The 24,913-nt window shown below is 40.1% G+C and carries 28 protein-coding genes and 1 riboswitch; of the genes, 20 read left to right on the plus strand and 8 right to left on the minus strand.

Translation table 11 applies throughout. The features are described 5' to 3' along the window. Window positions 1–13: 13 nt before the first annotated feature. Window positions 14–904, plus strand: a complete 891-nt coding sequence (locus tag G476_RS0105610; RefSeq protein WP_026689225.1) for a deoxyribonuclease IV — start codon at window positions 14–16, stop codon at window positions 902–904. Between the two features lie 54 nt (window positions 905–958). Here G476_RS0105610 and G476_RS0105615 read toward each other — a convergent pair whose 3' ends face one another. Beyond that, the gene (locus G476_RS0105615; protein ID WP_026689226.1) at window positions 959–1,231 is read right to left on the minus strand and encodes a DUF2624 family protein; all 273 of its coding nucleotides are present in this window, start codon (window positions 1,229–1,231) and stop codon (window positions 959–961) included. A 241-nt stretch (window positions 1,232–1,472) separates the two neighbouring features. Here G476_RS0105615 and G476_RS21335 point away from each other — a divergent pair, with 241 nt between their 5' ends. The 5 genes from G476_RS21335 to G476_RS0105635 all read left to right on the plus strand — a co-directional run bounded on the left by G476_RS21335 (window position 1,473) and on the right by G476_RS0105635 (window position 6,026). Continuing rightward, window positions 1,473–2,846 carry an ATP-binding protein gene (locus tag G476_RS21335; RefSeq protein WP_051314672.1) on the plus strand — a complete coding sequence of 458 codons (1,374 nt, stop codon included), beginning with the start codon at window positions 1,473–1,475 and terminating at the stop codon, window positions 2,844–2,846. A 116-nt stretch (window positions 2,847–2,962) separates the two neighbouring features. Further along, on the plus strand, window positions 2,963–3,121 hold the full coding sequence (locus G476_RS23495) for a hypothetical protein (protein WP_156906521.1): 159 nt from the start codon (window positions 2,963–2,965) through the stop codon (window positions 3,119–3,121). Between the two features lie 282 nt (window positions 3,122–3,403). Continuing rightward, the gene (locus G476_RS0105625) at window positions 3,404–4,162 is read left to right on the plus strand and encodes a metal ABC transporter ATP-binding protein (protein ID WP_026689227.1); all 759 of its coding nucleotides are present in this window, start codon (window positions 3,404–3,406) and stop codon (window positions 4,160–4,162) included. Continuing rightward, a complete protein-coding gene (locus tag G476_RS0105630; protein WP_156906522.1) occupies window positions 4,159–5,028 on the plus strand; it encodes a metal ABC transporter permease in 870 nt (289 codons plus the stop codon). The genes G476_RS0105625 and G476_RS0105630 overlap by 4 nt, the downstream gene beginning before the upstream one ends. A gap of 269 nt (window positions 5,029–5,297) precedes the next feature. Then, entirely contained in the window at window positions 5,298–6,026 is a 729-nt protein-coding gene (locus tag G476_RS0105635; RefSeq protein WP_026689229.1) for a lytic transglycosylase domain-containing protein, read from the plus strand. Window positions 6,027–6,075: 49 nt separating this feature from the next. Here the strand turns inward: G476_RS0105635 and G476_RS0105640 are convergent, their stop codons facing one another. Both G476_RS0105640 and G476_RS0105645 read right to left on the minus strand, forming a co-directional pair. Next, window positions 6,076–8,181, minus strand: a complete 2,106-nt coding sequence (locus G476_RS0105640) for an RNA degradosome polyphosphate kinase (protein ID WP_051314673.1) — start codon at window positions 8,179–8,181, stop codon at window positions 6,076–6,078. Between the two features lie 144 nt (window positions 8,182–8,325). Further along, window positions 8,326–9,849, minus strand: a complete 1,524-nt coding sequence (locus tag G476_RS0105645) for a Ppx/GppA phosphatase family protein (protein WP_026689231.1) — start codon at window positions 9,847–9,849, stop codon at window positions 8,326–8,328. Window positions 9,850–10,185: 336 nt separating this feature from the next. On the opposite strand from G476_RS0105645, the gene G476_RS21340 reads away from it, so the two are divergent. Genes G476_RS21340 through G476_RS0105665 form a run of 4 tightly spaced genes read left to right on the plus strand, consistent with a single transcriptional unit; the run spans window position 10,186 to window position 13,099 of the window. Next, window positions 10,186–10,980: a metal ABC transporter ATP-binding protein gene (locus tag G476_RS21340; protein WP_035186153.1), complete on the plus strand. Its 795-nt coding sequence runs from the start codon at window positions 10,186–10,188 to the stop codon at window positions 10,978–10,980. Continuing rightward, window positions 10,977–11,807, plus strand: a complete 831-nt coding sequence (locus G476_RS0105655; RefSeq protein ID WP_026689232.1) for a metal ABC transporter permease — start codon at window positions 10,977–10,979, stop codon at window positions 11,805–11,807. Before G476_RS21340 ends, G476_RS0105655 begins: the two co-directional genes overlap by 4 nt. 13 nt (window positions 11,808–11,820) lie before the next feature. Further along, the gene (locus G476_RS0105660) at window positions 11,821–12,657 is read left to right on the plus strand and encodes a metal ABC transporter permease (protein WP_026689233.1); all 837 of its coding nucleotides are present in this window, start codon (window positions 11,821–11,823) and stop codon (window positions 12,655–12,657) included. 19 nt (window positions 12,658–12,676) lie between these two features. Continuing rightward, window positions 12,677–13,099, plus strand: a complete 423-nt coding sequence (locus G476_RS0105665) for a Fur family transcriptional regulator (RefSeq protein WP_026689234.1) — start codon at window positions 12,677–12,679, stop codon at window positions 13,097–13,099. A gap of 5 nt (window positions 13,100–13,104) precedes the next feature. Here the strand turns inward: G476_RS0105665 and G476_RS0105670 are convergent, their stop codons facing one another. Then, complete coding sequence (locus G476_RS0105670) at window positions 13,105–13,365, minus strand: hypothetical protein (protein WP_026689235.1); 261 nt, start codon at window positions 13,363–13,365, stop codon at window positions 13,105–13,107. Between the two features lie 109 nt (window positions 13,366–13,474). Further along, window positions 13,475–14,059 carry a 5' nucleotidase, NT5C type gene (locus G476_RS0105680; RefSeq protein WP_342664040.1) on the minus strand — a complete coding sequence of 195 codons (585 nt, stop codon included), beginning with the start codon at window positions 14,057–14,059 and terminating at the stop codon, window positions 13,475–13,477. 96 nt (window positions 14,060–14,155) lie between these two features. On the opposite strand from G476_RS0105680, the gene G476_RS0105685 reads away from it, so the two are divergent. After that, entirely contained in the window at window positions 14,156–14,563 is a 408-nt protein-coding gene (locus G476_RS0105685; protein ID WP_035186155.1) for a hypothetical protein, read from the plus strand. A gap of 72 nt (window positions 14,564–14,635) precedes the next feature. Here the strand turns inward: G476_RS0105685 and ispG are convergent, their stop codons facing one another. Then, window positions 14,636–15,748: a flavodoxin-dependent (E)-4-hydroxy-3-methylbut-2-enyl-diphosphate synthase gene (gene ispG / locus G476_RS0105690; RefSeq protein ID WP_026689238.1), complete on the minus strand. Its 1,113-nt coding sequence runs from the start codon at window positions 15,746–15,748 to the stop codon at window positions 14,636–14,638. A 124-nt stretch (window positions 15,749–15,872) separates the two neighbouring features. Beyond that, on the minus strand, window positions 15,873–16,232 hold the full coding sequence (locus G476_RS0105695) for a LysM peptidoglycan-binding domain-containing protein (protein WP_035186157.1): 360 nt from the start codon (window positions 16,230–16,232) through the stop codon (window positions 15,873–15,875). A gap of 84 nt (window positions 16,233–16,316) precedes the next feature. Between G476_RS0105695 and G476_RS21345 the strand changes: the two genes are divergently transcribed. The 9 genes from G476_RS21345 to G476_RS0105740 all read left to right on the plus strand — a co-directional run bounded on the left by G476_RS21345 (window position 16,317) and on the right by G476_RS0105740 (window position 24,376). Next, window positions 16,317–17,522, plus strand: coding sequence for an MFS transporter (locus G476_RS21345; protein WP_051314674.1), 1,206 nt, complete (start codon window positions 16,317–16,319; stop codon window positions 17,520–17,522). Window positions 17,523–17,616: 94 nt separating this feature from the next. Next, complete coding sequence (locus G476_RS0105705; RefSeq protein ID WP_026689240.1) at window positions 17,617–18,519, plus strand: DUF1002 domain-containing protein; 903 nt, start codon at window positions 17,617–17,619, stop codon at window positions 18,517–18,519. A gap of 264 nt (window positions 18,520–18,783) precedes the next feature. Beyond that, window positions 18,784–19,413: an NfeD family protein gene (locus tag G476_RS0105710; protein ID WP_026689241.1), complete on the plus strand. Its 630-nt coding sequence runs from the start codon at window positions 18,784–18,786 to the stop codon at window positions 19,411–19,413. Window positions 19,414–19,782: 369 nt separating this feature from the next. After that, a riboswitch (cyclic di-GMP riboswitch) is annotated at window positions 19,783–19,872 on the plus strand. Window positions 19,873–19,903: 31 nt separating this feature from the next. Continuing rightward, entirely contained in the window at window positions 19,904–20,044 is a 141-nt protein-coding gene (locus tag G476_RS23225) for an anti-repressor SinI family protein (protein WP_245579634.1), read from the plus strand. 323 nt (window positions 20,045–20,367) lie between these two features. After that, a complete protein-coding gene (locus G476_RS0105720) occupies window positions 20,368–21,531 on the plus strand; it encodes a hypothetical protein (RefSeq protein WP_156906524.1) in 1,164 nt (387 codons plus the stop codon). Between the two features lie 18 nt (window positions 21,532–21,549). After that, complete coding sequence (gene sipW, locus G476_RS0105725) at window positions 21,550–22,137, plus strand: signal peptidase I SipW (RefSeq protein WP_026689243.1); 588 nt, start codon at window positions 21,550–21,552, stop codon at window positions 22,135–22,137. A gap of 89 nt (window positions 22,138–22,226) precedes the next feature. Continuing rightward, on the plus strand, window positions 22,227–22,916 hold the full coding sequence (locus tag G476_RS22810) for a TasA family protein (protein ID WP_051314675.1): 690 nt from the start codon (window positions 22,227–22,229) through the stop codon (window positions 22,914–22,916). A gap of 63 nt (window positions 22,917–22,979) precedes the next feature. Continuing rightward, entirely contained in the window at window positions 22,980–23,681 is a 702-nt protein-coding gene (locus tag G476_RS0105735) for an LPXTG cell wall anchor domain-containing protein (protein WP_026689244.1), read from the plus strand. Continuing rightward, window positions 23,681–24,376 carry a class D sortase gene (locus tag G476_RS0105740; protein WP_026689245.1) on the plus strand — a complete coding sequence of 232 codons (696 nt, stop codon included), beginning with the start codon at window positions 23,681–23,683 and terminating at the stop codon, window positions 24,374–24,376. The genes G476_RS0105735 and G476_RS0105740 overlap by 1 nt, the downstream gene beginning before the upstream one ends. 35 nt (window positions 24,377–24,411) lie before the next feature. Here G476_RS0105740 and G476_RS0105745 read toward each other — a convergent pair whose 3' ends face one another. Beyond that, window positions 24,412–24,741, minus strand: coding sequence for a helix-turn-helix domain-containing protein (locus G476_RS0105745; RefSeq protein WP_026689246.1), 330 nt, complete (start codon window positions 24,739–24,741; stop codon window positions 24,412–24,414). Window positions 24,742–24,913: the final 172 nt, after the last annotated feature.

A 24,913-nucleotide genomic window follows, 5' to 3' on the forward strand; every position in this document is an offset into this window, starting at 1 on the left:
GGAGAGGATAGTCATGTTACTGGGATCACACGTTTCCATGAGCGGAAAAAAAATGTTAGTAGCTTCAAGTGAGGAAGCGGCTTCTTACGGGGCGACCACGTTCATGATTTATACTGGGGCACCTCAAAATACACGTCGTAAACCGATCGATGAATTGAACATTGAGGCCGGAACGGCACACATGAAAGAAAACGGCATTAGTAACATCGTCGTTCATGCACCATATATCATTAATATCGGGAACTCACAAAAACCAGAGACATTCGAACTTGGCGTTAACTTTTTAAAAAGCGAGATAGATCGTACGGAAGCGATCGGAGCAAAGCAAATCGTGCTGCATCCTGGCGCTCACGTAGGTGCCGGTGCGGACAAAGGGATTGCAAAAATCATTGAAGGATTAAATGAGGTACTCGATCCGGAACAAGATGTTCAGATTGCATTGGAAACGATGGCAGGAAAAGGATCTGAGTGTGGAAGAAACTTTGATGAATTAGCCAAAATCATTGATGGTGTCCACCATAATGAAAAGCTAAGTGTTTGCTTTGATACGTGCCACGTTCATGATTCGGGCTATGACATCGTTGGCAATTTGGACGGGGTCATTGATGAGTTTGATCGTATTGTAGGGCTAGACCGGTTAAAGGTCCTTCACGTTAATGACAGTAAAAATGAACGTGGCGCCAAAAAAGACCGTCACGAAAACATCGGCTTTGGACATATCGGTTTTGACGCACTAACCAACGTCATTTATCATGATGCTTTTGAAAACATCCCAAAGATCCTTGAAACCCCTTATGTAGGTACGGACAAGAAGAACAAAAAAGCCCCTTACCGTTTTGAAATTAATATGATTAAAGAAAAGAGATTTCAAGAAGATCTTAAGGATAAGATTATGGGTGTGTAAAGATTGATGGCAGAGGACTGAGTCCTCTGCCATCTTTTTTTGGTGACCGATTTATTAAGTCGGCCAATTGATGTAGCTTTTATAAGGTTCGAGCAGTTTTTCCGCTTTTTTATACAGGGCAGGGTCGAGGTTCTTTAACTCTTGCTGGATACGTGCTATTTGTTTCTGGTTACCAACGTCAATAGGCTGCTTCTTTAAAATGGCCATAATTTCTTTCCCTTGCTTAACGGTTAAGGGAATATTGTTTTGTTTGCTTAAGCGCATCAGTTCTTTTAAATCCAGTTGATTAATCTTTTGATTGACCAACTGTTGAATAAAAGGGTTCATCGTCGTTCCCTCCTTTTTTCTGAAGGCATTGAAAAAGTTAAAGATCGATTTTTTTAGTGCCTTCTTTTCTCTTTATTAGCCTATGTGGAAGAAAGGATTAGGTTTCATCGGTTTTAATTATAAGATCATATTGATGATTCTGAAAATTAAATGAAGAAATTACTGCCAAAATATTGTATACTTTTGAGTAACGATTATGTGGAATAAAACCTGCCATGAAGAAATGGGGGAAATCCAGGGCATGGACTGTCATACTTTGATTAAAAATGAAGAAATCATGGAAACGATTGTAGAAATGTCTTCAGAATGGCTTCTCGTCTTTGACGAAAACGACACCCTTGTTTCAATAACAATGCCATCTGATGAGCAGGGAATAGACAATAATTCGTTCTTTCATTTGTTTTCGGATCATGAAGTGGTTCGGTTTCATGCTTTTTTACGCAAACTTTCTGAATCAAAATCCACCGCTAGTGATTATTTTGAATTAAGATATAAATCGCAAGTATTTTTGATGCGTTTTGAAGGGATGTCTCTTTCTGAAGGGGTTTTATTAAAAGGAAAGAAAGTAGAAGAAGAAGCTGGAGATCTTCTTCGTATTTTAAAAGATATTCCGATTCCTTTTTTTACAATGGATATTGAGAGGCGAATTGTTTCTCACAATCAATTGTTCTTGGAGATAATAAAAACAATTGATGAACCTCTATCTTTGGAAGTTCCGTACTTGAACCAAGAGTACAGTTTTCATCGTACAATTTCAAAACTGGCTGATATCGTGACGATGGATAATCGTAAAGCTACAGTCGTCTTTGAGAAGGATGAAGTGAGGCTTACCATCTATGGGCATCTATTATCTCCCACACTACTGTGCGTGTATGTGAAAGATGAAACGGTTGAGCATCGTTTTGAACAGTTGCTTACGTATAAACAACAAATGGAAAGTGTTTCACAAATTGCAGCGGGAGTCGCACATGAACTCCGAAACCCTCTTTCAGTGATCAAAGGGTTTATTCAGCTTTCAAAATTGTCCAATAGTCTCAACAAATATTATGAAACGATTTCATCTGAGATTGATCGTATGAACTTGATCATTGAAGATTTCTTATCCATGTCGAGAAAGAAAATTGATAAAAAATATATTCTTCCTTCTGAATTAATTGAATCCATGCTCATGATCTTCCGCTCGGAATGCTTACTCCATGATATCGATTTTAGTTTTGCGATCAGGCATTCAAAAAAGTACTTGTATGTGAATGACCAAATGATTAGGCAAGTTACTCTTAACGTTTTGCGAAACTCCATTGAAGCTTATGAAAAAGAAGGAAACGATCGTAAATTTACAATGCATACATCTGTAAAGGAAGAGCACTATATTATTGAGCTTCAAGATTTTGGTCCAGGTATGCCCGAAATCGTTCTAAACGATATATACAAGCCTTTTTTTACGACAAAAGATAAGGGGACAGGAATCGGTATTCCATTGTGTAAAAGAATCGTAGAAGAACATGAGGGATCCTTCTCCATTGAAAGTGAAGTTGGTCAAGGCACGTTAGTAAGAATCTCATTACCTTTGTATGAAGAACCTGAAGAAGGAACAGAAGAGTCATCACTGTCTTAGGGGGCACCCTCGAGGACAGTTTTTTTGTGCGTTAAGAAGTCTTAAAAAATGTATATTCCTCTTACCCAGCAAACCTTTACTTTATGTGACGTGTTGTGGCCTTTTGATATTCGTTGTTGAACGCTAGTAATGATCCAGCGGCGGCAGTGACGACCGTTTACCTCGTGATTGTGCTTTGCGTTGCTTCGACGCAAAAACGACGAAGCATTACAGAGGAAGAAGCAGGATTCTTGCAACAAGCCGGGACCGTAGTGAAAAGGGAGCGGATGGCGTAAATCTGGGGTTTTACACACGGACGTAAGAGTATACTAATTTAATAAAAAAAATGGCTTCACTACTTAGACAGGCTTATGTTTACGGATGGATGATTTAGATTTGATATTTTCCCCTTTAGCGTCTATAATTGAACACAGCAACAAAAGTTTACTTAGGGCAACTTTTTAATTTGAGTACAACTTTTTCGCCGTATGGCACAAATCATATGCGCATAACATATATTACAGATGATATCTAAACGAACGTCTATTTTCTAGAATTGGAAGAGGGGGAAGTGAATCATGTCTTTACATGAGACAATTGATGTGCGTGAACTATCTGTACACTATCACGGACACCTTGCATTAAAAAACATTAATTTTTCTGTTGATAAAGGGCAGCTCATTGGTGTGATCGGACCTAATGGGGCAGGGAAATCCACATTGATAAAAGCCATCTTGGGCCTTGAAAAATCAAATGGAGATGTGAGTGTTTTCGGAGAAACGATCAAAACATATCGAAAGCAAATTTCCTATGTGCCACAAAGAAACACGATTGATTGGGATTTTCCAGTGCGTGTGGAAGATGTCGTCCTAATGGGACGCTATGCTCATATTCCTTGGTATAAGAGAAGTTCCAAAAGAGACCGAGAACTGGCTAAAGAAGCGTTGGTGAAGGTAGGTATGGAAGAGTTCTCAAAAAGACAGATTGGAGAACTTTCAGGTGGACAACAACAGAGGGTATTTATCGCAAGAGCGTTAGCTCAAAACGCTGATGTATTCTTCTTGGATGAACCATTCGTTGGCATCGATGTTAAATCTGAAGAGATTATCGTAAACCTCTTACATCAACTAAGAGATAGTGGAAAAACCATTTTTGTAGTCCATCATGATTTAAGTAAGGTTGAGAAATACTTTGATCAATTAATCCTATTAAACCAAGAGCTCATTTCTGCAGGAGCAGTTAAAGATGTGTATACACCTGAGTTTTTAAAGCGTGCTTACCAAGGCAGTGCGGCTGTACTTGATGATAAGGACGGGATTGTGGTGGTGAGCCAATGATTGAGAATGTCATAAGCTTTGTAGATCAAGTGTCTCGGTATCCTTATTTACAAAACGCCATGCTTGCAGCAGTGTTGGTTGGGGTCATATGTGGTGTTATAGGATGCTTCATTATCTTAAGAGGAATGGCTCTGATGGGGGACGCGATCTCTCATGCGGTTCTACCAGGGGTCGTCATTGCTTATATGATCGGAGTGAACTTCTTTATAGGGGCAGTCATTACCGGTGTAATTACAGCCTTATCAATTGGGTACATTTCCCAGAATAGCCGAATAAAAGAGGACTCAGCTATCGGTATTATGTTTACCGCGATGTTTGCTTTAGGTGTCGTTCTAATTACAGCTATGCGTGGATCGAGCGTAGATTTGTGGCATATCCTATTTGGGAACGTATTGGCTGTTTCTAGAACAGATCTTTGGATTACATTTGGTATAGGAATCTTTGTTTTATTAGCCGTCTTTGTTTTTTACCGTCCACTTTTATTAAGTACGTTTGATGAGACGATGGCAAAAGCAACGGGTCTTCCTGTTCAATTTATTCATTATATGCTTATGCTATTACTATCCTTGGTTACCGTTGCTTCCCTTCAAACAGTGGGGATTATCCTCGTTGTTGCTATGCTGATTACGCCTGGAGCGACGGCGTACTTATTGACAGATCGCTTTCCAGTCATGCTCGGTTTAAGTGCCGTGTTTGGCGTGATATCTGCGGTAATGGGATTGTTTTTCTCTGTTATCTATGATGTTTCTTCAGGTGCATCGATTGTCCTTGTGGCTTCTGCACTATTTGGTTTAGCGTTCTTTTTCTCTCCAAAGCAAGGGATTGTGTTCAGACATTTCCGGTCTGTAGCTTCAAAACAACACTAGAGGTTTTAAAATAAAAGAAGAGGGAAAAGAGATTATCATAAACCGATAGTCTCTTTTTTTTGTATGAATTTGGGTTTGATAGGACAGAAATACCGAGTAATTGGAAGCATACGTTTCTCTAATAATGGATAGGAGAGCTAAGTAATAGTAGGAAGGTTTTAAATAAGATAATAACGATTAAAGTCACTTTGTCAGGTTTGCGAAATTTGTCGAATGAGCGTAAGATTTACAGTCGTGTAAGTGAGGACGGTTCTGTAGGAGGGACATGGATGAAAAGTAAATGGTCTTTCATAATCATTACGGCAGTTGCTTTTGTGATGCTTGGTGGAACGGTTATTGTACTAGGATTTCAAAACCACCAAATGCAAGAGCGAGTCGCTGAAATAAAAGAACAGAAGGAAAAACAAAGAGAAGAGCAGATCTTGGCAGAAGAAACAGAGCAAATGCAACATTATATTGATCATCTTCCGGAAGACTACGATGTAGCAGGATACGATTCTTGGCAAAAAGCCACGATGATTGCTGATCACTTTGTGGAAGATAGTGAAGGAAGGTTTAAAGAAGAGTGGGGAATATTCTTAGCTTTGGAAGCGGAGAAAAAAGACATCGACCCATTCTTAGTGTATGAGCTTCTCCGTGTGGAAACGGGAGATACGTTCGATCCGGAGACGGTTGGACCGAAAACGCAGTATGGACGTGCATATGGTATGGCGCAGTTTATGAAGAATACTGGCCCATGGATTGCTGACATGGCCGATCTTCCTTACGAGGATGACCTTCTTTTTGATCCGTTTTATTCCATTCAGCTTTCAGTCGTTTATTTGGAGTTTTTGTTCAGCCGTTACGATGATTGGGATCAAGCTCTAACTGCATATCACCGTGGTATTTACGGAATGGAAGCTTACGTGGAAGAAAACGGTGACGCAAAAAGTTGGTATGCCGTTGAAATTCAAGAAAAAGCTGAAGAAAGTCAGCAACTCGTTACAGTCAATCAATAGTGCATTCAAATCCAATGCCCCGTAGGGATTCTCCTTACGGGGCATTGGTTTATTCCTCATCATCTGCGTGTTTTGAAGCGAGTTTGTAAAAGACGAGTTGACTTTGCACCGATGGTTCAGAAGGTTCTCTCCTTTTGTACTCATAATCGCCGTTCACTGTTTGGAGGCGAGCTTTCATATTATCTTTAAGAGTAATGTCTAGAACCTGTTTAATTCGTTCTTTGCAATGTTTACTTTCAATTGGGAAGAGGATCTCAATTCGTTTTTCCATGTTTCTAGTCATCCAATCTGCAGAAGAAAGGTATGTGTTTTCTTCACCGTTATTGTAAAAGTAAAACACTCGGCTATGCTCTAAAAATCGATCAACAATGGAGCGGACAGTGATATGTTCACTCACTTGTGGGACACCTGGTCTTAAGCAACAAATTCCTCTTACAATAAGGTCAATTTTCACCCCGGCTTGACTAGCTTCGTATAGCTTTAAAATGATGGATTTGTCCGTTAACGAGTTCATTTTTGCTATAATTCTCCCATTTTTGTACCTTTTTTCTTTTTCAATTTCTTGATCAATTAATTTGATGAATTGATCTCGGATACCAAAAGGAGCGGTATAGATCTTTTGCCATTCAGGTTTAGTACTGTATCCACTGAGATGATTGAAGAAATTAGTAGCGTCTTGACCAAATGCTTCATCGGAAGTGATGATGCCCATGTCGGTATAAAGCTTTGCTGTGGAATCGTTGTAATTTCCTGTCCCAAGGTGAACGAATCGCTCTACTTGTCCTTGACTATGCCGGACGATTAAAGTGATTTTACTGTGAGTTTTGAGTCCCGTAATGCCATAAATCACATGAACGCCAGACTTTTCTAGCTTTTTTGCCCACTGGATATTGTTTTCTTCATCGAATCTAGCTTTTAATTCAACTAATACTGTTACTTGTTTACCCGATTCAGCCGCTGTAGCTAATGCATGAATAATGGGAGAATCGCCGCTGACCCGATACAACGTTTGTTTAATCGCAAGAACCGATGGATCAAGTGCAGCTTTGGTGATCCAGTCCACGATCGGTTGGAATGATTCGTAGGGGTGATGAAAAAGAACATCTCCTTTTAAAGCTGCAGCAAACAGGTCTTCTTCGTCAACGAGATCTATGGGAGGTTTCGGGATAAGTGTTTCATTAACAAGGTGCTCGAATTCAGGCGCAAGCTCCTTGTATAATCCAAACAAAAAGCTAAGGTCAATCGGTCCTTTAACTTCGTACACATCATCTTTATGAATTTCTAGCACGTTCGTTAAGAAGGAGAGAACCTTTTTGTCCATATTCCCATATTCCATCTCAAGTCTTACTGCAGCGCCCCATTTTCTTTTTTTTAGTTCTTTCTCAATTTGTCTGAGCAAGTCCCTAGCGCCTTCTTCGTGAATCGTAAGGTCGGCGTTACGGGTAATTCGGAATGGGGAGACGGACTTGACTTGATACCCAATAAACAAACGCCCAATAAAGTAGCTGATCACCTTTTCTAGCAAAATGAACTGCTTTATATTTAATCGAGTCGGAAGTTGAATGTAGCGTGTAAGAACAGCAGGTACTTGTACGATCGCAAGTTTTTCTCTTTCCCCCGTTAATATAACAGCCAAGTTCAAGCTTTTGTTTAACAGCATGGGGAACGGGCGGTAAGCATCGATAGCCATAGGTGTTAACACAGGCAAAATATACTGATCAAATCGGTTTTCAACGTATGCAAGTTGCTCTTCGGAAAGGTCTTTCATGGATAAAAAAGAAATGTTCTCTTTATCAAGTTCCGGTAAAAGTGTAGTGGTAAGTAAGTTGTCTTCCCGTTCGACTAGTTTGTGGTTGGCATGACTGATTTCTCTTAGCTGTTCTTTAGGTGTAAGTCCTGCTTTATTATCGGGCTTATTAAACCCTGCTTTCACTTGATCTTTTAGCCCTGCAACACGTACCATAAAAAATTCATCCAAGTTTCCACTGAAGATAGCCAAAAATTTCAACCGCTCCAACAGTGGGTTGTCTTCGTCTATGGCTTCTTCTAATACTCGTTGATTAAAGGCAAGCCAGCTTAATTCTCGGTTATTATAATAAGCTGAGCTGTTTACGTTCACTTTACTACTCACCTCGTCTGATACTTGATTCGTCATTCTTATCCACCATCCATCATCGTTCTATCTTTTCTCAGACAAGTGTAGCAAAAGAATGTGAAGGTTATGTTAAGAACATGTCAAGAGTGTTCATTTTGGATATAGACGAATGAAATGTTGCTCCTGAAGTTTTCATACGTTGGGTTATGTTAGTAATTCAATTTTTATACCAAAAGCTCGTTCTACATGTTTTTTGTATTTTTGAGCATGAAACACTTCAAAGTAATCATCTTTACTTTTTTCCAGTTTTAAATATAATGCATCTTGTGATTGCTCAGGATCAGAAATGACTTTTTTTACAACACCTTGTTTAGAACGGTCTAATCCGTATGCAAGTCTTAAGATGGCGCCGAGTTTTTCATATTTGGATAAGTCTTGTTTTGGTATCCATTGCTTGTAAGGTTTTGAATATTGATTAAATAAAGACCGGTTACGAAAGGATGCGAGAAGAGCAACGGCGAGCCTTTTCGAGTGTGAAAGACCATCGATTGATTGGTTGGTGAGCAAGTAAAACGTATGCTGAGATCTGGATTCGGGATGAATGGATTCTCCGATAAAAAAGACACGAGCTCCTAATTGAAGGAGGTGGATATCTTCGTTGCTAAAATGCTCTCCAGTATATCCTTCTAAAGAACGAAGCAAATATGTAGCCAGAACAGATAGTCTACGGTGGTGGTCGAAATCTAAATGGTAGTCTTTGCTCAGTTGATAAAAGCTTTCTTCTGTTACGTTCGGAAACGACTCTACCTTCATTTCGCCTAGTAAGGTTTCAAAAAAGACTCCTTCTCTAAGCCCTTTATTACTAACAACATAATGATCAGCGTTAGTATATTCGATTAGGGTTTGGATCACGAAAATCGCTGGGAGAATAATATCAGCCCGGTCTTTAGATAATCCGTCCACTTGTTGACGTTTCTTTAACGGAAGAGATTGAAGGCGTTCAAATACAGACTTCACATCTCGATCTGACATTTCGTATTGATGAAGCCCTGATAATGGATAATCAATGGCATGCTGATGAACAAGAGCGAGGTTTCTTGCACTACCTCCAATACCTATGACTGTGCCAGTTGATTCTTTGAGCCATGGAAGGCTATCGAACGCTTGCAAGAGATAGTGATGAAGCTTTTTTAGTTCCTCTTTGGAAGGGGCGTCTTCAGTGATAAAGGTTTGTTTGAGTGTCAGAGCACCAAAGGGAAAGCTGTGATAATCGTTTAGTTTCCGATCTTTAAAAAACGTAATTTCCGTGCTTCCTCCACCGATATCAATGGTAATTCCATTTTTAATGTCAGTTGAGTTAACGACGGCAAGAAAACCATAATGAGCTTCTTCTTTTTCAGAGAGTACGTTAAATGACATATCTGTATACGTATGGAGTAGTGCTTCAATATCTTGGCGATTTGAAGCGTTCCGAACGGCAGCTGTAGCTACACCGTGAATGTCAGATACGTGATATCGCTCGAGGACGGAACGAAAACGTTTAAGGGTTTTTTTAATCACCTTCATGCCGTCCCTTGAAAGTGATCCGTCTTGATTAATGTGAGAACTAAGTCGAGCAACGACCTTTAAGTTTTGAATTTCTCTGTAGCATCTGTATTCGTTTATTTCAAATATCACAAGGCGAATAGAGTTTGAGCCTAAATCGATAACCGCAGTTTGTTTATACATACCATCACACCTTTACTGTGAAAAAATTCCTTGTATTGTTACTTATTATAAACGTTTTATGAGATGAATACGACTTGTTATGACAGACATGTAAGCTTATTATGGTAATGAAGACACGGTCATACAAAAGGGAGTAAAGATAAGTGGGGAAGATCAAAAGAACACCTTTATACGAAGTCTTTGGGTGAATGGAACAATAGTGCCACTTCTCTTTTGTTATCATGGTAATGGCCTTCATGCACGTGTGTTTACAAACATAAACCCCTCATGTATACTACTGGGAGGAATAAATCGTAATCGTTCTTAAACGATTGGGATTAAAGGGCTGTGATAACGATGAGTAACATTATTGAGATAAAGGATTTGTCCTTTGCCTACCATGGACGTAACGTGTTAGAAGATATAGATTTATCTATTGAGGCTGGATCGTTTTTGGGGCTGGTTGGTCCTAACGGTTCAGGAAAGTCAACGCTAATTAAGTGTCTCCTTGGACTTGTGACTCCTGAAAGAGGAGAGGTTCGCCTGTTCGGAGAGCGTTTGAGTCGGTTTCATAAATGGGAGGACATTGGTTTTGTAAGTCAAAAAGCGAATAGTTTTAATAGCGGCTTTCCTGCAACGGTCTTTGAAGTCGTATCAATGGGGCTATACGGAAAAGTAGGTTTATTTCGTTTCTTAACGAAAAAACACAAAGAAAAAGTCCGGGAAGCGATCAGGCAAGTTGAGATGGAAGCATTTATGCACGAGAATATTGGACAACTTTCAGGAGGGCAGCAACAACGGGTTTTTATTGCTCGTGCACTAGTGAGTGAACCCAAACTGTTGATCCTGGATGAGCCTACGGTTGGGGTCGATGCGAAGAGCGTGAAGCGCTTTTACACGATGTTGAAAGACCTGAATCGAAATAAAGGGATTACCCTCGTTTTGGTTACCCATGATATTGGGGCTATGACTGAGTATGTGACAGATGTAGCCTGCTTAAATAAGCACTTGCATTTTCATGGTGATACGAAGGAATACGAGGAACAAGAAGACGATATGATGTCCCGAATGTATGGTCATGACGTACAGATTATTACTCACAACCATGAACATCATGACGATCATGCCCATGATGGAGGACATTCGTCTTGATCAGTGTATTCTTTCAATATGACTTTTTAAAGTATGCTCTTTACACAGGGTTGATGGTCGGTTTCTTAGCGCCTTTTTTAGGCGTTTTCCTTGTTGTAAGGAGGCTTTCGTTAATCGCAGATGCACTCTCTCACATTACACTGTCTGGTATTGCGTTTAGTCTCTTGTTAGGTAGGTATTACGGTTTCTTTGCAGGTTTGAACCCTATTTATATGGGGGCAGCCTTTTCCGTTGGAGGGGCTCTTATGATTGAGCGTCTTAGGACGGTTTATGTGTACTATAAAGAGCTTGCCATACCGATTATCCTATCTGCAGGTATTGGTATTGGTGTAGTGTTTATCAGCCTTGCGAACGGCTTCAATAATGACTTGTTTAACTATTTGTTCGGAAGCGTAGTAGCTGTCACTAAGTCCGACTTTCATTTGATTATTGGGATTACGATTGTAGTGACGCTCCTTCTTGTTCTGTTTTATAAGGAACTGTTTTTCTTAAGCTTTGATGAAGACCAAGCCGTCATTTCAGGCATTCCTCGTCGATTCTTACATGTATTGTTTATTATTATGGTCGCCCTTGTTATTGCGGCTTCTATGCGAGTAGTAGGAATCTTGCTCGTATCTTCACTCATGACACTACCTGTAGCTGCGGCTATGCGCCTTGCGAGAGGATTTAAGCAAATGTTTGTATACGCAGTCGTTTTCGGTGAGCTGTCGGTTATTGTAGGACTGATCAGTGCGTTTCACTTGGATTTGGCACCTGGTGGAACGATCGTGATTATTAACGTTATTATCTTATTAGTAGTTGTGCTACTCACTCGAAAACGAGTGTAAAGGGCGTGTGAAAATGGAATTGTTACAACAGCTGACGTTTTTGGAAAGAGGTATCATTGCCGGAGTAATTATCGGATTCATTTGCCCTCTTCTTGGAGCCTTTTTATTGGTAAGAAGAATCACAATTATATCCGAGGCATTGTCTCACATCACGTTAACAGGAATAGCGGCTGGAATTTTTTTAAGTCAATCTGCGCTTTGGCTTGGATTTATTAACCCGCTTTATACCGGCTTGGTTTTTTCTTTAGCTGGTTCGCTACTGATTGAAAAGTTAAGACAAATTTATAAACACTTTCAAGAATTGGCGATTCCGATTATTTTAAGCTCTGGAATTGGATTAGGAGCCATTTTGATTAGTTTGTCCCAAGGGTCATATAATGAATGGTATAACTATTTGTTTGGCAGTATCGTGACTGTTAGACTGGGTGACTTAGGGTTTATCTTTTTTACAGGTGTTTTAGCTCTCGTCATTCTTATTATGTTTTATAAGGAATTGCTGTCGATTTCTTTTGACCAGGAATTTGCGAAGACGAGTGGAATTGGGGTAAGAAAGATTAATTTCTTTTTCTCTTTATTAATTGCTCTTGTGATTTCAATGTCCATGAAAGTGGTGGGCATTCTGCTTGTTGGTGCAATGGTGACGCTCCCAGTTGCTGCGAGTATCCAACTTGCTAAAAGCTTTCGTCAAGTGGTGATCTTCGGTATTCTATTCGGTGAGCTCGCGATGATCGGGGGAATATATTTCTCCTATCATTTGAACGTGGCAACTGGAGGAATGATTGTTGTAACGGGAGTCGTTCTATTGCTCATTGCTGTTATCTTAAAACGGTTTCGTACCGGTTTAGCATAAAACAGGAGGTTGTACGGACATGAATGTTGAGCAAGCCTTAAAAGTCATGAAAGAAAAAGGATATAAATATACAGACAAACGGGAAGACATGCTTACATTGTTTGCTGACGAAAAGAGGTACTTGGCAGCTAAAGATGTGTTACAAGCCCTACAAGAACGGTATTCAGGTCTAAGTTTTGATACCATTTATCGTAATCTTTCCCTCTTTTCGGAACTTGGTATTTTGGAAGAGACAGAGCTTGAAGGGGAAAAGAAATTCCGGTTTGCTTGTTCTACAAACGACCATCATCACCATCTTATTTGTGTTGATTGTGGTAAAACAAAGCATGTTCACAGTTGTCCGATGGACGCATTTGAAGAGAGTGCAGGTGACTTTCAGATTACTGGTCATAAGTTCGAGATTTATGGATATTGTGGGGATTGTGGAGAGAAGAGAGTGTAAATTGATTAACGATGTGCACCGCCTTTTGGGCGGTGTTTTTTGTGCGTTTGGAGGTAGTGATGGGGAGGGGAGCTATCATCGGTACTAATGCGGATCGTGGCAATGACCATTCGCATAAACCACTTTTCTTGTTTCATATTTAAGAAACACTGTTTTCGGAAGGCATAGAAGGCAAAAGCGAATGTAAGAAGGACGTAAATGACAGGGGAATAATGCGCAGGCAAGGTCTTGAAGTAAATAAGGAGGGCTGTTACGAATGCACCCATCGAACTGCAGATACCTAATTGAAAAAAGAGAAAGCATTGAAAAAGGTAAAGATCAAACTTTTTCAGTGCCTTCGAAGGAACAGGCGAGGAGGGAGTGGTGATCCACTCCTCATCCAAACAACTTCCTGACCGTTTCTCTTGCTTCCTGCCAACTGTTTACCCGGTGGACAAGTTTAGGGACGGGCTCTTGGTTGTATGGTGTATTCATTAACACAACAGGGATATCGCATTCTTCAGCAATGTTAACCGCATTATCATGTTTGTCTTCAAAAAATGCATGAACGTCATGTTTTTTTACAGCTCCGATTTTGTCGTGCTTGCCAATCAGTTCAATGTGATGGTATGGGAGCTGGTTCGTGTCAAACCAATCCTTCGTAAGATCAGCAAAGCGACTGTTACGAGCGCTTATATAAAAAAGTTCATGCTTCCTTTCCCATTCAAGCAATGTTTTTTTCGCTTCACTAGCAAGTTTTGCCTGTGAGTAAAGGCTGCCTTCGTGTTGCTTCATAAATGTCCAAAAGTCTTCTTTTGTAATGCCAAGAACACGGCTTAAATCATATTCAGTAATGTCATCTAACGTGAGCTCACGTTTGAAATGTTCGTTTAATGCAGGGATAAAGGTAGCAGGATCTGTTACTGTACCATCAATATCAATCCCAAACCTGTAAATATTCTTCATATTTAACCAAAACACCTTTCTATCTCCAAGATTTACACACTATTGTGCGGGGTCAGACCCCGCAGGAGGTGCATACTAAAGGTACGTCCGAATGATAAAAGGGGGAGTACCATGGACGAACGCAATAAGCGAGAACGCGATTTGCGTCTTGTGGACGAAGAACGGGACGCTTCTTATTATGATGATCAAGAGCTTGCAAAGGACCGCGAGCTTGAGACGGAATACCGTGAAGAAACGGCTGCCGAGGTATCACCTGATGCAAGGCTTGCTAATGCTGAGATTAATGACGATGGAGAAGCGGATTTTATGGAAGACGCTTCAGAAGGGAAGGGGATTGGTGCTATTGCGGTTGCTTTAGCAATCGTAAGCTTATTTTTCCTTCCTGTTGTCCTAGGTGCGGCTGCCATTGTTATGGGATTCATTACCCGGGCGAATGGCCGTGCCGGTCTCGGATATACAGCCATCGGTATTGGTGCATTTTCGATCATTATCAGTGTGTTTTTATCTCCGTTCTTTTAACCGCAAAACCCTGAAAAACGTCAAAGGGAAAGGCGCACACAAAAATGTGTGCGCCTTTCTAATTATTATTATTTAATTTTTTGCTTCAAGTTCTGCTAGACGTTGCTTTTCGTAATGTTCTTCTGCAAGCTTGTCAATTTCTTTTTTCAATTCTTCAACCATTGTTTCTTCTGGTACTTTTCGAATCGTTTTTCCTTTACGGAATAACAAGCCTTCTCCACGTGCTCCGGCTATGCCGATGTCCGCTTCTTTCGCTTCACCAGGTCCGTTAACGGCGCAACCAAGAACACTTACTTTAATCGGTGCGTGAACTTGCTGAATGTATTCTTCTACTTCATTAGCAATACTAATTAAATCAATTTCAATACGCCCGCATGTTGGACAACTGATCAAGGTTGCTGCATTTGCCGCAAGACCGAACGTTTTAAGGAGCTCCTTGGCCACTTTTACTTCTTCCACAGGATCTGCACTTAGTGAAATACGAACGGTATTTCCGATTCCTTTATTCAAGATAACCCCGAGGCCTGCAGCACTTTTTACAGTACCGGCAAACAATGTACCTGACTCGGTGATTCCTAAATGTAGAGGATAATCAAATGCTTTTGCCGCCTTTTCATAAGCTTCCACAGCCAAGTTCACATCAGAGGCTTTCATGGAAACGATAATGTCATGGAAGTCGAGATCCTCAAGAATTTTAATATGGTGAAGAGCACTTTCGACCATACCATCAGCTGTTGGATAACCGTATTTTTCAAGAATTTTCTTTTCCAAAGAACCAGCATTTACGCCAATGCGAATCGGAATCTTTTTTTCTTTTGCGGCTTTAACGACCGCTTCAACTTTTTCTCTTCGGCCAATGTTACCGGGGTTAATACGGATTTTATCCGCACCGCCTTCAATGGCTTTAAGCGCCAACTTGTAATCAAAATGAATATCTACAACAAGAGGGATGTTAATTCGTTTTTTAATTTCTGGAATGGCTTCTGCGGCGCGCATGTCCGGGCATGCTACTCGGACAACTTGACAACCAGCTTCCTCTAAACGAAGAATCTCTTTCGTTACGGCTTCCACATCATGTGTTTTAGACATTGTCATACTTTGGATGATGACTTCGTCGCTGCCTCCGATTGTCAACGGTCCAACTTTAACCGGCCGCGTTTTTGTACGATGGGTGATTTGAGTCACTGCGTGATCGCCCCTTTATTTTAGTTAAGAATAAAAATCGTTAAATATGTGTCCTCACACATTGTACCAACCGTCTGGAAAGCTGGCAAGGACTATGATTTTTACAGGGGGATCAATGTTAAGACTATTGTTCAAGAACTTCTCTATATATAGGAAACCGATAAGTCTGGCCGACTCTAATCTCGTGTGCGCTTACGTTAGGATTTAAACGCTCAAAGTCTGTGACGATCTTTTCGAAATTTGATTCAAGAAGGGCATCTTGGTGAAGGGCTTTTACAATTGTATAGACGGTGTGTCCTGATTGAACGATGACTTCTTGGTATTCAAGTGTAGCCGGTTGAGTTTGTACTTGGACATCCACACTCTCATCTCTAGCTACTTGACCCTGACTTAAAGACGTGTCGGGTAATGTCCCTTCTGTCAGATCATAATAAACACTAACTGAAAGGATGAGAATAAGGCCAAATAGTAATGCTTGCTTCACAATTACGCACCTCCCGATTGTTGATAGTTCTATCCTATGCTTGTCCAACTTCGATATGACAAAAATGTAAGGTGAAGAGAAGATATGACAAAACAAGAGAAGGTTATCGTGTTTATGCTAGGCTTATTGCCTTTCTTAATGGTTATTGGTAATTCCATGTTTATTCCGCTTCTTCCAACTATGGAGGTAGACATGGGGATTTCTACGTTTCAGTCAGGGCTTATTTTAACGGTCTTTTCAATCCCTGCAGCCTTGTCGATTCCTTTTGTGGGTATTTTAGCTGATCGAATTGGCCGAAAGCGAGTGGTGATGACTTCTCTCATCGTTATTGCTTTAGGAAGCCTCGTTTGTGCTGGGGCTACTTTCTTGAACGGGGAATTAGCGTATTCCATTCTTTTAGTAGGAAGATTCGTTCAAGGTCTTGGGGCGGGAGGGACCGCGTCCCTTGCCATGACATTTATTGGGGATCGTTTTTATGGTGAAAAAAGAAGCGTTGCTCTTGGAACAATGGAAGTATTTAATGGACTTGGAAAAGCCATAAGCCCAATTCTCGGAGCTTTGGCTGCTTTACTTATTTGGACAAGCACGTTTTGGGTTTACTTCTTGTTAGCTACTCTTGCTCTTATTGGTATCTCGAAATTTATTCATGAGGTAGAAGAAGATAAAATAACGGTGAATATGACTGACTATATAAAAGGTGTTTTTTTAGCAATGAAGAAGGAGGCGTGGTGGATTACTCCTGTTATGTTTGCTGGTGGAGTAGCGTTGTTTCTATTGTTTGGGCTGCTTGTTTATTTGAGTTATGAAGTTGAACGAGTATATGGGATGGGTGGGATTACGAAGGGGTTGATCATTGCCATTCCTTTAACGGTTTTCACAATGGCTTCTTTTTATGCAGGAAAGAAGGTCGGCCAAGAGAGTGAAAAGGTTACGTCTCTTCTTGTGGTTAGCCTGGCCTTGTGCATGCTTCCAATATCTTTTGCTCTTATATATCATTCCTTTATTGCGACAGTTATTTACCTTACATTGATTGGAGCTGGGGTAGGTTTTTTTCTTCCGTGTTGTAACTTCCTTGTTACATCTGCCGTCTCACATCATGAAAGGGGCATGGTTGTGTCTTTTTATCACATGATTCGTTTTCTAGGAGTGGCTTTTGGTCCAGTCGTTTACAGCTCCTGGATGATGAATGAGTGGGGGATGTTTTTAAAATCATTCGTATTGCTCGGCGTGGTTGCTGTATGGCTTAAAGGCACGTTTCCGACTAAACGTTTGGTCTTACAAAAGGGATAATTGACTCTTTTCACCGTTCATGTTTACAGATAAGATAGCTTTATGGAGATGTCGTTAAGAAAAAGAAAAGCGGCTCGGAAGGAGATAGGAACAAATGAAACACAAACTATTTAAAAGTACAGTGGCGGTTTTTGCAGGTTGGTTCTTACTTGTTTCAACCACGTATGCGGATGCGGCACCTGGGGATGTTATTGTTACACTTGGGGAAGATCTAAATGCCAACCAACAAAGTCAACTGTTAGATGAAATGGGTGTGTCTGAGGACGAAGCACTTGTTGTATATGTTACGAATGAAGAGGAACACCAATACTTAGGAAACTACATTTCAGCAAGCCGAATTGGTTCGAATGCGTTATCTTCATCTAAAATTACGCTATTGGAAGAGGGTTCAGGCTTAAACGTAACTACAAACCGAATTGATTGGGTAAGTGAAGAAATGTACACCAATGCGTTGGCCACAGCAGGAGTAGAGGATGCAGAAATCTACGTAACTGCACCTTTTAATGTTAGTGGAACAGCAGCGCTTACAGGCTTGATTAAAGCGTACGAGATTTCTACAGACGAGGTTATTCCTGAAGAGCAAAAACAAGTAGCTAATGAAGAAATGGTAAAAACTGCTGAGCTTGGGGAAAATGTAGGGGTCGAAAAAGCGACAGAACTAATGACCCGTATTAAAGAAGAAATTGCAGAAGGAAACGTTGAAACAGAGGAAGACTTGCGTGACCTTATTGATCATATTGCTCGCGAATTGGGCATTGAACTTACAGACGAAGAAAAGAATGGTCTTGTTTCTTTGTTTCAGCGCATGCAAAACTTGAACATTGACTGGTCACAAGTACAAGAACAGATTGGTAGCATCCGTGAAAATTTGACCGAGTTCTTAGAAAGTGAAGAAGGTCAAGGACTTATTGATTCAATTCTAGGTTTCTTTGAAGCGTTGATTGATGCAGTTAGAAGCTGGTTCTCATCAGCCTTTATCTCTCCATTTACTAAATAATAATAAAATCAGCTTCGTCTATATGACGGAGCTGATTATTTGTGTTGTTTTAATAAAGTTTAGCTTAGGGTTTGGAAAATCCTATTTTAAAGGAATAAAACACATGAATGGTCGTATTATATTCACCTAAAAAATAAATTAATAATACGTGAAACCTTATCGGAAGCTATTCGTATATAAATTAAACCGATATTTTTGTTATGATAAGGATAATGAACACAGAACAACCAACATGCTCTTCTCTACGATTGGGGGAAATAAGAAATGGAAATGCTTGAATCACCGACGATTGGATTTTTAGTTGTCTTTTTAGGTACACTCTTTATTTTTGGTGAAATTATGGTCAGATCCAAAGGTCTCTTTGCAATTCTGGGAATTGGAATTATGACCATGTACTTCTCATACCACCTTACAGCGGACGCTGGAATGTGGGTTGTGCTTCTTTATTTGATTGGTCTTGCGTTAATTATTTTTGACGGCAAGGTGACTACAGATGGTACGATTGCCCTTGTTGGTGTGTTACTAATGATCCTTGGATTGTCTCTACCGACGCCAGGTATCATTTATGGAACGATGGTTGCATTTGCTCTAATACTTGCAGTACCGAGTTCGTTTTTGTTCACTAAAGTATTCCCTCCAAGAAACCTTTGGAATAAGATGACGCTTAAAGATAAGCTCTCTTCGGAAGAAGGATATAACTCTATGAACGAAACGTACAAAGAGCTTGTCGGAAAAACAGGATTAACAAAGACACCTTTTAGACCGACTGGTACAGTTGAGGTTGACGGAAAATTGTACAGTGCCACTAGTGACAATCAATGGATCCAAAGTGATGAGAAAGTAAAAGTGATCAGTGTCGATGGAACAAGGATTGTTGTTGTTCAGGATGAGTAAAGCAATTGTAATCGACAATTTAACATGGATTTTATTAGAAGGGACTCTTAGGAGTCCCTTTTTTCGACCATTTCATTAGACTCCCTTCATTGGATAACCCTAAAAATAGTACTAAAGATCTAAATTAAGAGTTATGACAATATTCAGCAAAATCTTTATAGGACTTTTTTGGCTTATTTGTATATAATGGAACTACATCAAATGTTCTATATCGTAACCGTTTTGGTAACGTACTTCCAAATGATTGTTAACGTTTATCTACCACAAGCCCCAGTAAATGTAACGAGGACGAGGACGAATCGGTATTGGGATTGGGAGACCGTTTTGATTTTGTGAAAAACGAATTTACATTCCTGAACCATCCTCCTTCTAGTTCAACGGCAAACCTGTTGAAAAATAGGGACGCAAAGCTACGGGTCTAAGGAACGACTTTGGTTCTATGATCGCCGAGCCACCTAGCAAGGACATATTTGAGAGGAGGATTTCAAAGGTGGCAGTATCTGAACGAGTGGAACAAGGGTATGACGAAGAATGGGAAGCGTTAATTAAAGAAGCATTGCACATGGGACTTACAAAAGAAGAGATCCGATCATTCCTCACGAAGCAGCTACATAAGGAAGCTAGTTTGTAAAATAGAATAGGTATAACGATACACTTCCGTTTTTACTACGGGAGTGTCTTTTTTTATTGATAATTAACATATGATGGTTATTCTTAGGTATTACTAATCAAGTCATTCGTTAAAAAGGATTATGAAAAGTTTAAAAAACGATGAAATACTAAGGAAAAGGGAGAAAAACGTTATAAAGAACGTATTTTTGTTCGTTATAACGTTGTTATTGCTTGTTTCTCGTGTTTTTAATAACGAACAAGGACGTTTATACTAGGGGTATATTCGATATAAAGAACAAAATGAACGTAATAAAGAACGGGATGGAATGCGAGGGATACCGATTGAAAAAACTGGCGGACTTCAGAAGGCTCATTCAGATCCTGAGTTCTCAGGAGGGCGATGGTATGAGGAAAGGCCGGCTCACTGCTCAGCGGAAGAGATCAATAGTCAAAGGTATTTATATCAAAATTGCGTTGTTCAGTTACATATTTTTTCTGGTCGTCGCTCAGACGATGGGTTCAACCAATGCTCTGTTTAACGACACAGAATCAATATCCATGCAATTAAAGGCTGCAGATGAATTTCCGGATCCATTCTTAGACGAATGGGATAAAAGTTCTATTGAAGTTACCAATGGTAAATTAGAATCTTGTGAAAAAATTACAGCGGAGATTAAAAACGTTGGGGACGGAGACATGGGAGGGAAATTAAGGTATTGGATTTACTTTGGATCAGGACCTCCCGGAAATAACTTAGAGGAAAATGAAAAGTATACCCTAATTTTTGAAGGGAAATATGGACCTCTAAATAAAGATCAAAGTGAAACGATCACATATGAAATGGACAAAAGTGATGGAAACGGAAAATATTTCGTTGTAGCAGAGAGGCATCCAAAACACGCAAATGGAAAAGGCAACCAAAATAAAGGGTTGCCGAGGACAGAAATTGATGTAAGTTGCTTCGAAAAATATGATGAAAACCATGATGTGAAAACTCATGAGGAAGTGGAAGAACAGGTTGACGAAGAGAAAGGTGAAGAAAAGAATGAGAATCTTAAAGAGGATAGTAAAAAAGAAGAGGATGAAGAACATGAGACTTCTATAGATAATGATAAACAGCCGGAGGATCAGCAAAATGAAGAGGAGCCAATAGAAGAAGAACCAATTGAAGAAAAAGCTGAGGAAGAAACCATAGAAAAAGAAATTGAAGAGAATGTTTCATTTAAATTAGATCAAAGTGAAAGTGAAGTGGAAGTTGAACTCACGAATAACAGTTCCGTAGATATGAAAGATGTTGTAATTACTCTCCACACGCATCAAGAAAATGGCTCTGTAAAAAACAATAATACCAAAGTGGATGAAGTTCAAATTAGTAACATAGAAGCGAGTGAATCAAAAAGGGTGAAGTTTGAAGCTGAATTACTAAACCGGAACTTTTCAATCAAAACAACTTCTGCAAGTGGCAAAGAACACTGGTCAGAAATCTATGAGACTAAGAAAAACTAATGAAAGGGGAACTACATCATGGGTGTAAAAATTCTTAAAGGAATAAGTACAGGAGTCAACGTTCTCCTGTTCGGCATGTTGATTGTTACAGCCATTCTCGTATTAACTTCTTTAACTTCAGATGGAGAAACGCAGGTTTTTGGGAAAGAGCTTAAGGTTGTCTATTCGGGATCCATGGAACCCGAGATTCAAACCGGTGCTGTTATCGGTATCAACCCTAACATAAATAAGGAAAGCCTTTCTGTAGATGATGTGATCATGTTTCAGCAGGAAGAAGGCGTGTTTGTTACTCACCGAATCATTGATGTAATTAACAACAACGGACATGTGATGTATATGACAAAAGGTGATAACAACGAAGCTGCAGATACCAACCCTGTTCTTTCAGACAATGTTTACGGCCTACACGACGGGATCAACGTACCATATTTAGGCTATGCAATGGACTTCGCAAACTCACAATTTGGATTAGTAGCACTTCTAATCATACCCGGTGTCATGCTCCTGATTAGTTCAGTTAAACAACTATACGGAGGCTTCAGACAGCTAAATGAGGAAAAACGAAAAGCACTAACCGAAGCAGCATCTTCGACTGAGAGTGCTTAGCTTGATTTTAGCGGCGCTGGCAAATATCGGCGCCGGTAAGATATATCTTTATACATACCTCAAAAGAGGTGAAAGGGAGGAATTATTCAATGAGTATTAAGAAGAAGATCGGTGTAGGTGTATTGACAGGAGTACTTGGACTATCACTAGTAGGAGGAGGAACATGGGCAGCGTTTAACGATATTGAGGTAGTCGACAATAATCGTTTTGCAGCTGGTGTTCTTGATCTAGAAGTACATCCTGAAGTTGTCTTCGATGTATCGAATCTTAAACCGACTGAAAGAATGGACAGAACTTTTACCATTAAACATGGACAGGCATCTACGATTGATTTTGCGAAGGTTCTTATGAACACAGAGGTTACTAATTTCAGTGATGGGGAAAGAGACCTAGAAATGTATGGTCCTACTAATGCAGATGAATTTGCTAAACAGTTTGAAGTTCAAATTTGGTGGACAAATCAATATCAAGAGGGAGAAGTGAACTTACTTAATAGGGCAGGTTCTAATCCAGAGGGAGGAAGATGGACTCTATATGATCTGATTAATAACGATGTTTTTGAAGACTTCGACATTAGTAGAGACGGTCTTTTGAGCCCTGATCAAGAAGATAAAATTCGGATTAGCCTAATCTTTGAGAACAAAGACGAGAGGCTCGATAATGGTTTAATGAAACAAAACCGCTTCCAAGGTGACGAACTTGAGTTTAAATTTACATTCGAGGCAGTGCAGGATATGCATGGACCGTCTAGTCCAGATGGCTCGCGTCAAAATGATTAATTAGTCAAGGAAGGGTGTGAAGGCGCCCTTCCTTGATTTTAATAATTTGGGAGTGATGGTTCTTTGTTATCATATATATTGAAAGTAACTGTTATTAGTTTTATGGCTGTAGGTCTTTTAATTTCTCCTTCAATTTTGTATGCCCAACAGGAAGAATTAAATGTAAGTATTACTTCAATGCCTGAGACTATGTTGTTTAATGATTCTAACTTAAAACCAGGAGATATTGTTACTAAATCTCTTATTGTAAGGAACGATGGCAACACAAATTATTACTTTTTTTCTTCTGTGGAACAAACAGGGGGGTCACTTGAACTATTTGAATTCTTAGAGTTGCGTGTCTTAGATAGCGATGGACTAATTTTATATGGAGGTAATCTCAATGGGTTCGAGGGATTGGACCCAAGATACTTAGCTGTGGATTCTGAGGAAGAAATTACTTTTGAAGCCCATTTTCCTTTCGGATCAGGTAACAAATTTCAGGGTGAGTTTGCAGAATTTCAGATTATATTTTGGGCTGAAGCATCTCCTGTCACAATACCTGAAGACTCTTTGCCAGGGGAAGAAACAGATCATGATGGTCCGGGCGAATCAGCTGGACCACCTCCCGCACCAGGAGGCTCAACTCCAACATTAGGCGGGGGTCTGCCGCAAACCGGAGAACAAATCCCATTCCTTTACTACCTCATTGGCACATTTCTACTTGTAGCGGGGATCTATCTGTACCAGCAAAGAAGGTGTAACAAAGTAAAGGTTCAACACTAATGCTTCGCCTGATTTCGATTCTGCTTATTCTTGTGGGGCTCGGTGTACTGTTTTTCCCCCATGCCCAGAAGTACTTTCATGCCCAAGAGGAGCGGCAGCTTGTAGAAGAGTTTCTGGAGCTTGAACAGGTGTTTACTAGTGTGGATGCAGACGAAACGGAGGAAAGGGCGTTTACCGATGAGGCTGCTTTTATGGAAGAACTGGAGACCGTTCAGACTTCTGATTCAGGTGATGAAGTGGACAGCAATATTGATAGTACGGACAATCAGTCGGATCCTTTTGTGGAAGAAGGGGCTAGAGGCAATACGATCGCCATCATTGAAATTGACCGAATTGGCTTGACTCTTCCAATACTACAGGGGGCAAGCGAAGAAAACCTGAAGGTAGGAGCTGGACACCTTACCGGTACGACTCCGATTGGGGAAACGGGCAACGCCGGCATTGCCGCCCACCGTAGTCATACGTACGGTCGTCAGTTTAATCGACTTGATGAGATAAAAGAAGGGGATCTTGTTCGGATAACGACGCGCAATGGGGAAGAGGAATACCAAGTGTTTGAGCTCGATGTAGTCGTCCCAGAGGATACGAGCGTGCTTGAGCCCATGGGGGATGAGGCGGTCATTACTCTCATCACGTGCGAGCCGATGATCAACCCAACTCATCGTCTGATCGTTCACGCGAAACGAATCTCATAAAAAGAGCCTCCTAATACATTATGGAGGCTTTTTTGTTATTTCTTCATTTTCCACTTATTGAACTCTAGAAAATCTCTAAACTCTTCTTTGGATACGCCCGAGTTCATCGCTTCTCTAACAAGGGTTTGCCATTCTTCGTCAATATTAGACTCTGTGCTCGTGTTCTCCACCTTATCCTTTAATAAGTGATCCACGGTGATTCCTAAAACGCCGGCAATTTTCTCCAAGAACTGAATTGACGGGTTTGATTGGATGTTTCGTTCGATGGCACTAAGATAACTTTTTGCTACACTGGCTCGGTCGGCCAGTTCTGTGAGAGACAGCCCTCTTTCTTTACGATATTGCTTCACTCGTTCACCAATCATTTGGCATTCCTCATTTCTATTGCTTTTTCATATAATGTGCGTGTATGTATTTTGTTCGTTATGGAGGTATAATGTTCACTTTTTTGTTCGCTCATTATAAATATAGCATATATTTTAATCTTGTGACATTTTTGGTCGATACTTTTTGAATTAAATTAGAACGTCATTCAAT

Origin of the sequence: Alteribacter aurantiacus DSM 18675, from assembly GCF_000429705.1 — a bacterium.
GTDB classification, from domain to species: domain Bacteria; phylum Bacillota; class Bacilli; order Bacillales; family Salisediminibacteriaceae; genus Alteribacter; species Alteribacter aurantiacus.

Bases quoted from the DNA above. Each gene is read 5' to 3' on its own strand.
- G476_RS0105635 (WP_026689229.1), top strand. From the start codon at position 5,298: ATGAAAAGTAAATGGTCTTTCATAATCATTACGGCAGTTGCTTTTGTG.
- G476_RS0105610 (WP_026689225.1), top strand. From the start codon at position 14: ATGTTACTGGGATCACACGTTTCCATGAGCGGAAAAAAAATGTTAGTA.
- G476_RS0105625 (WP_026689227.1), top strand. From the start codon at position 3,404: ATGTCTTTACATGAGACAATTGATGTGCGTGAACTATCTGTACACTAT.
- G476_RS0105740 (WP_026689245.1), top strand. From the start codon at position 23,681: ATGCTTCGCCTGATTTCGATTCTGCTTATTCTTGTGGGGCTCGGTGTA.
- G476_RS21335 (WP_051314672.1), top strand. From the start codon at position 1,473: ATGGACTGTCATACTTTGATTAAAAATGAAGAAATCATGGAAACGATT.
- G476_RS0105685 (WP_035186155.1), top strand. From the start codon at position 14,156: ATGGACGAACGCAATAAGCGAGAACGCGATTTGCGTCTTGTGGACGAA.
- G476_RS0105710 (WP_026689241.1), top strand. From the start codon at position 18,784: ATGGAAATGCTTGAATCACCGACGATTGGATTTTTAGTTGTCTTTTTA.
- G476_RS0105665 (WP_026689234.1), top strand. From the start codon at position 12,677: ATGAATGTTGAGCAAGCCTTAAAAGTCATGAAAGAAAAAGGATATAAA.
- G476_RS0105745 (WP_026689246.1), bottom strand. From the start codon at position 24,741: ATGATTGGTGAACGAGTGAAGCAATATCGTAAAGAAAGAGGGCTGTCT.
- G476_RS0105615 (WP_026689226.1), bottom strand. From the start codon at position 1,231: ATGAACCCTTTTATTCAACAGTTGGTCAATCAAAAGATTAATCAACTG.
- G476_RS0105660 (WP_026689233.1), top strand. From the start codon at position 11,821: ATGGAATTGTTACAACAGCTGACGTTTTTGGAAAGAGGTATCATTGCC.
- G476_RS0105670 (WP_026689235.1), bottom strand. From the start codon at position 13,365: ATGGGTGCATTCGTAACAGCCCTCCTTATTTACTTCAAGACCTTGCCT.
- G476_RS0105630 (WP_156906522.1), top strand. From the start codon at position 4,159: ATGATTGAGAATGTCATAAGCTTTGTAGATCAAGTGTCTCGGTATCCT.
- G476_RS0105705 (WP_026689240.1), top strand. From the start codon at position 17,617: ATGAAACACAAACTATTTAAAAGTACAGTGGCGGTTTTTGCAGGTTGG.
- G476_RS21340 (WP_035186153.1), top strand. From the start codon at position 10,186: ATGAGTAACATTATTGAGATAAAGGATTTGTCCTTTGCCTACCATGGA.
- G476_RS0105640 (WP_051314673.1), bottom strand. From the start codon at position 8,181: ATGACGAATCAAGTATCAGACGAGGTGAGTAGTAAAGTGAACGTAAAC.
- G476_RS21345 (WP_051314674.1), top strand. From the start codon at position 16,317: ATGACAAAACAAGAGAAGGTTATCGTGTTTATGCTAGGCTTATTGCCT.
- G476_RS22810 (WP_051314675.1), top strand. From the start codon at position 22,227: ATGAGTATTAAGAAGAAGATCGGTGTAGGTGTATTGACAGGAGTACTT.
- G476_RS0105645 (WP_026689231.1), bottom strand. From the start codon at position 9,849: ATGTATAAACAAACTGCGGTTATCGATTTAGGCTCAAACTCTATTCGC.
- sipW (WP_026689243.1), top strand. From the start codon at position 21,550: ATGGGTGTAAAAATTCTTAAAGGAATAAGTACAGGAGTCAACGTTCTC.